At 59.8% G+C, this 6,247-nt stretch carries 4 protein-coding genes; 3 read left to right on the forward strand and 1 reads right to left on the reverse strand.

Annotated elements, in window-relative coordinates; translation table 11 throughout:
- The 3 genes from AC1DKD_RS37850 to AC1DKD_RS37860 all read left to right on the forward strand — a co-directional run.
- On the forward strand, nucleotides 1–912 hold a 912-nt coding region (locus AC1DKD_RS37850), incomplete at its 5' end, for a CaiB/BaiF CoA transferase family protein (RefSeq protein WP_477144465.1).
- A gap of 114 nt (nucleotides 913–1,026) precedes the next feature.
- Entirely contained in the window at nucleotides 1,027–1,845 is an 819-nt protein-coding gene (locus AC1DKD_RS37855) for an HpcH/HpaI aldolase/citrate lyase family protein (RefSeq protein ID WP_441634796.1), read from the forward strand.
- Between the two features lie 44 nt (nucleotides 1,846–1,889).
- Nucleotides 1,890–5,336: a pyruvate carboxylase gene (locus AC1DKD_RS37860; RefSeq protein ID WP_441634826.1), complete on the forward strand. Its 3,447-nt coding sequence runs from the start codon at nucleotides 1,890–1,892 to the stop codon at nucleotides 5,334–5,336.
- A gap of 54 nt (nucleotides 5,337–5,390) precedes the next feature.
- Here the strand turns inward: AC1DKD_RS37860 and AC1DKD_RS37865 are convergent.
- Nucleotides 5,391–6,247: citrate lyase subunit alpha (locus AC1DKD_RS37865; RefSeq protein WP_477144466.1), on the reverse strand; the 857-nt coding region annotated here is incomplete at its 5' end.

Below are 6,247 nucleotides of genomic sequence, written 5' to 3' on the forward strand. Positions count from 1 at the left end.
GTGCTTGTGCAGAACCTCGCCCCGGGCGCTGCCGACCGCCTGGGCCTTTCGTACCAGGCGCTTTCCCAGCGCTACCCGGGCATCATCGTCTGCGACATTTCCGGCTATGGCAATGATGGCCCCTACCGGGACAAGAAGGCCTATGACCTGCTAATCCAGGCGGAGTCGGGATTCGTTTCTATCACCGGCACGCCGGAGAGCCCTTCGAAAGCGGGTTGCTCCATTGCCGACATCGCAGCAGGCATGTACGCGTACACCAACATCCTGGCCGCGCTGTTGCAGCGCAGCAAGACCGGTAAGGGGGCGCATATTGACGTATCGATGTTGGAGAGCATGGTTGAATGGATGAACTATCCACTCTATTACGCTTTTGACGGTGCCACGCCGCCTCCGAGGGCCGGCGCATCGCATGCGACCATCTTTCCTTATGGCCCGTTCACGGCCGGTGACGGGAAGACCATCATTCTGGGGCTTCAGAATGAACGCGAATGGGATGCCTTCTGCCGGGTTGTCCTGGAGCGGCCGGAACTTGCGACTGATGAGCGGTTTGTCTCAAATTCGCTGCGTGCCAAAGGCCGGGTGGAGCTGACGGAAATCATCGCCAATGCATTTTCCTCGCTGACTATTGATGCAGTAGTGGAGCGCCTGGAGCACGCGCAGATTGCTAACGCACGCATGAATGATATGCGGGATGTCTGGAATCATCCGCAACTCAAGGCACGGGAGCGCTGGACTTCGGTCCAATCACCGGTGGGGGTCATCCCGGCATTGCGCCCTCCTGGGATGCCGCAGTCGTTCGAACCACGGATGGATGCAATCCCCGCGCTTGGCCAGCACAGCGAGAGCATTCTTCGTGAACTCGGCTACACCAGTGATGACGTCTCCCGCTTGAGCACCGAAGGCGCAATCTAACGTCACGCTCTACCGTAGACTGACGCCGCTCCCTCAATTCGTGCTGCCTCTTCACGCCTCGTTCGTGGGCGAGAGGGCGGGGGCATGCGCGCTTGCACACCAGAATTTGACCAAATGGCAACCAACAACTCTGCTCGTTCCTATCTCTTTGTGCCGGCCAATCGCCCCGAGCGCTTTGCCAAAGCTCACGCCTGCGGCGCCGATGTGGTCATTCTTGACCTTGAGGATGCCGTTTCTACTGACGATAAGGACCGAGCCCGGCACCTCTTGGTGGACTACCTGGCAACTGGCGGCTCTGGAATGGTGCGAATCAACGCGACGCAGACGCAATGGTTCGAGGACGACATCCGAGTGTGTCGCAAGGACGGTGTCCGTGGAGTGATTCTGCCGAAGGCAGAAAGCGCAGCGGATATTGCTCTGGTGGTGAAGCATCTTCCTCCGGAGGTCAAGGTTCTTCCGCTTATTGAAACCGCCAGAGGCATGGCCAACGTCAGCGAAATTGCTGCTGCACCCGGAGTAGCGCGCCTTGTATTTGGTACTGTGGATTTCCGGACTGAGCTCGGCATCGAGGGAGACGACCAGGAGTTGCTCTTCTTTCGTTCGATGCTCGTCTTGGCGTCGCGGGTTGCGGGAATTGCTTCGCCAGTGGATGGGGTGACGGTATCCATTTCCGATGTGGATGAACTTCACAGGGCGAGTGAGCGCGGTCGGAGGCTGGGATTCGGGGCAAAGCTGTGCATTCATCCAGCACAGGTCTCCGGGGTGAATGGCGCCTATCGGGCCACCGAAACTCAGCTTGCCTGGGCGAAGAAGGTCGTTGAGCAAGCCAAGACCAGTCCCGGCGCCTTCCAACTCGACGGAGAGATGGTGGATGCACCGGTCATTGCGCGCGCGGTCGACCTGCTAAGGCAGGCCGGTCCGCAGCCAGATTGAAAGCATGCACGCGCAACATTCTCAACTACGAAGTGGCCCCCACGATGAAGAAAATCTGCAGTCTCCTAGTCGCAAACAGGAGCGAAATCGCCATCCGCGTGATGCGCGCCGCCAGTGAGCTGGGTATCCGTACCGTAGCCATCTACTCGTACCAGGACCGGTTTGCACAACATCGCTTCAAGGCGGACGAGAGCTACCTCGTTGGCGAGGGGAAGAAGGCGGTTGATGCGTACCTCGACATCGATGACATCTTGAGGGTGGCAAGGGAAGCAGGCGTAGACGCAATCCATCCGGGCTATGGATTCCTGTCCGAGAATCCGGAGTTTGCCGAGCGTTGCGCGCACGAGGGCATCGCCTTCATTGGCCCGAAGCCAGAGGTGATGAGGGAGCTTGGCAACAAAGTGGCCGCAAGGGCGCTGGCCGAGCGCGTGGGTGTACCGGTGGTTCCTGCCACGAATGCTCTGCCGGATGACATCGAGGAAGCCAGGAAGCTGGCGGCGGCCATCGGCTACCCCCTGATGCTGAAGGCTAGTTGGGGCGGAGGCGGCCGCGGCATGCGGGCGATTCAGCAGGAGGGAGACCTGGCTGACGCCATCGCAGCGGCCCGTCGCGAAGCGAAGGCGGCCTTTGGCAACGACGAGGTCTACCTCGAGAAGTTCATCGTGAGAGCGAAGCATGTGGAGGTCCAGATTCTCGGCGACACCCACGGCAACATCGTTCATTTGTTCGAACGTGATTGTTCGGTGCAACGTCGAAATCAGAAGGTGGTGGAGCGGGCGCCCGCTCCCTACCTAGATGACGCCACGCGACATGCCTTGTGCGGCGAGGCGTTGAAGCTTGCGAATGCGGTGTCGTATACGCATGCCGGCACGGTGGAATTCCTGATGGATGCTGACACCGAGGAGTTCTACTTCATCGAGGTAAATCCCCGAGTGCAAGTCGAACACACCGTTACCGAGGAAGTGACGGGTGTCGACATCGTGAAGGCTCAAATTCGCATCACCGAAGGGGCGAGCATTGGTGACGCCCCGTCGGGGGTGCCAGACCAGGACGGCATCAAGCTGCGCGGACATGCTGTCCAATGCCGCGTTACCACCGAAGACCCAGAGAACGGATTCGCACCTGACCACGGCAAGGTGACTGCCTATAGAAGTGCTGCAGGCTTTGGCATTCGCCTGGATGCGGGYACAGCCTACACGGGGGCCGTTGTTACCCCGTACTACGATTCGTTGCTCGTCAAAGTGACTTGCAAGGGCCGAGATGCGGATGAGGCCAATGAGCGCATGAGTCGGGCACTGCGCGAGTTCCGGGTCCGGGGCGTGGCGACCAACCTAGCGTTTCTGGGGAACGTTATCGAACATGAAGAGTTTCGTTCGGGGCGCTGCACTACCCGGTTCATTGACAATACCCCGGAGCTGTTTAGTTTCCGCCAGCGCCGAGACCGAGCGACGAAACTGCTGAACTTCATCGCCGATGTCAACGTCAACGGCAATCCCGATGTCAAGGGCCGCCTCGTTCCCAAGTCCATCATCCTGTCGCACCCGCTTCCTCTGAAGACGGTTAGCGATGAGATTCCGGAGGGAAGTCGGACGCTACTGTCCAGGCTTGGACCCAGAGCCTTCGCCCAGTGGATGAAAGACAGTTCTGGCGTCTTGCTCACCGACACTACGATGCGCGATGCTCACCAGTCGCTGCTGGCAACGCGGCTCCGCACGCAAGACATGACCGCCATCGCACCCTACTACGCGCGCCAGTTGTCGGGACTCTTTTCAATGGAATGCTGGGGTGGCGCTACGTTCGACGTGGCAATGCGGTTCCTGCGTGAAGACCCGTGGCAGCGCCTTGCGGCACTACGCGCCGCCGTCCCCAATATCCTGTTCCAGATGCTGCTGCGCGGCTCCAATGCCGTTGGGTACACGAACTATGCGGACAACGTGGTGCAGCACTTCGTCAAACGCGCTGCCGCGGAAGGCATTGACCTTTTCCGGGTTTTCGACTCGTTCAACTGGGTCGAAAACATGCGAGTGGCGATGGATGCCGTCATTGCGTCCGGGGCGCTTTGCGAAGGCACAATCTGCTACACCGGCGATTTGTTTGACAGTTCGCGAGACAAATACAACATTCGCTACTACGTTGACATTGCAAAGTCGTTGGAAAAGGCCGGCGCACATATTCTTGGAGTCAAGGATATGGCAGGTGTTTGCAGGCCGCAGGGCGCATTCGCGCTGGTGAAGGCCTTGAAGGAGGAAGTGGGTATTCCCATTCACTTCCACACTCACGATACGAGCGGCGCATCCGTGGCGTCGGTGCTGGCGGCCGTGGAGGCGGGGGTGGATGCGGTCGACGGCGCCATGGATTCCATGAGCGGGCTGACGTCCCAGCCAAGCCTGGGTGCCATTTGCGCAGCCCTTGAGCATGACGCGCGCAAGCCGGCAGTAGGCTATCGTGACCTGCAACCCTTCTGCACATACTGGGAATCAGTCCGCAAGAACTACGAGCCCTTCGAGGCGGCGATGCGGGCGGGCACCTCGGATGTCTACCGTCACGAGATGCCTGGCGGTCAGTATACAAACCTGCGGGAGCAAGCTCGGTCGCTGGGACTGGAGGCGCAATGGCCAGAGGTCGCACAGGCTTATGCCGATGTCAACGTCATGTTTGGGGATATCGTTAAAGTCACGCCATCTTCGAAAGTCGTTGGCGACATGGCGCTTCACATGGTCGCAAACAAGCTGTCCACAGGCGATATCCTGGACCCCGCGAAGGAAGCCTCGGTGCCGGAATCGGTCGTCTCAATGTTCCGTGGAGAGATGGGCTACCCAGCCGACGGCTTCCCTTCGGCTCTGCAGCAAAAGCTCCTGCGGGGTGCCAAGCCAATCGTCGGTCGCGCCGGCGCTCATATTCCGCTGGTGGACTTGGAAGCGGCGCGCAGCCAGGCGGAACGAGAGATTGGTCAGCCGGTTTCCGACAACGACCTCGCCTCGTACCTCATGTATCCCAAGGTCTTCAAGGACTTCTGTGCGCATCGGGAACAGTACGATGACGTTTCCATCCTTCCCACCCCCGTCTTCTTCTACGGGCTCACTCCCGGTAACGAAATTGCGGTGAACCTGGAGCGGGGTAAGACGCTGTTCGTAGGCTTGAACGCCCAAGCCGAGCCGGACGAGGAGGGCGGCGTGCGCTTGTTCTTTGATGTCAATGGTCAGCCGCGCCCAGTTCGTGCCAGCAAGCGAGAGGCTGGGAAGCTTGCCGCGGGGGCAAGAATGGCCACCGCCGGCAATCCGATGCTGGTCGGCTCGCCGATGCAAGGTGCCGTGATAACTGTGAACGTCAGGGTGGGGCAAGTTGTCGCCAAGGGTGAAGTCGTGGCTGCAATTGAGGCAATGAAGATGGAGACAAGTGTCGTGGCTGAAGTCAGTGGGACGGTGAAGGAGATTCTCGTGCAACCAGGCGCTCAGGTTCGCGCTGGCCAGCTACTGATGGAGTTGCAGTAAGACATTCCAGGCTGATGAAGGCGGCGGCACACTGGTGTCGCCGCCTTCGATTCGTCAGGCTCCAATGGAACGGATGACATCCAGAGTTGTACCGTCACGATATTCGACGATTCCAACCACCTTGCCCTCGGCTGTGCCGGGCTGATGATAGTGCTCAAGGCCACGGCAGGCCTTTTCCTGCAATTCGTGGATGCTGACAACCGGAAGACCGGAGGCAATCAGTCGCTCTTTGACCTCAAGGCGAAGCGGGTTGACTGCGATACCTGCTTCCGTCACGACCACGTCAATGGTGGCGCCAGGTGTGGTGACGGTACGTACCTGCTCCACAATCTTCGGTACGTTTCCGGCTCTCAAGCGAGTTGTGACGATGGCGAGTTCGGCACCGGCTGCTGTGTCGCTGTGACCGCCGGACCCGCCAATGATGCGACCGTCGCTGGCGGTCGTCACGTTGACATTGAAATCAAGGTCGACCTCCGCTGCACCGAGAACCATGGCGCTCAGGCGATTGACAACAGCTCCCTTGTTCCAGGGATTCGCGTACATCGAGGCAGACATTGCCTGGTGAAGTGGGTTGGTGCGGAAGGATTCCACTGCACGTAGGTCGAAGCACTGAACGTCCAGCAGACTGCGAAACAGGCCTTGCTCGAGCATCTCAACCAAGTAGCCGGTGATGCCTCCAGCCGCAAAGCTGCCTTTGACACCGCGACGGGCCATGATTTCGCCAAGGGCCGCGGCAACCGCGAGAGAGATGCCGCCGGCGCCGGTCTGGAAGCCAAAGTCCTCGCCAAGGAGGCCCGCCGCTTCGATGACCCGAGCAGCCAGAGATGCAATGGCCAGGCCCACGGGCTCATCGGTTGGCCGGGTCGTCCCGGACACAATTCTGGTGCTATCCCCGATGGAATGGACAGGGA

It is taken from the genome of Cupriavidus sp. 05T313, assembly GCF_056396665.1.

Excerpts from the sequence above, each read along its gene's own strand:
- AC1DKD_RS37855 (WP_441634796.1), top strand. The coding sequence starts at position 1,027 with ATGGCAACCAACAACTCTGCTCGTTCCTATCTCTTTGTGCCGGCCAAT.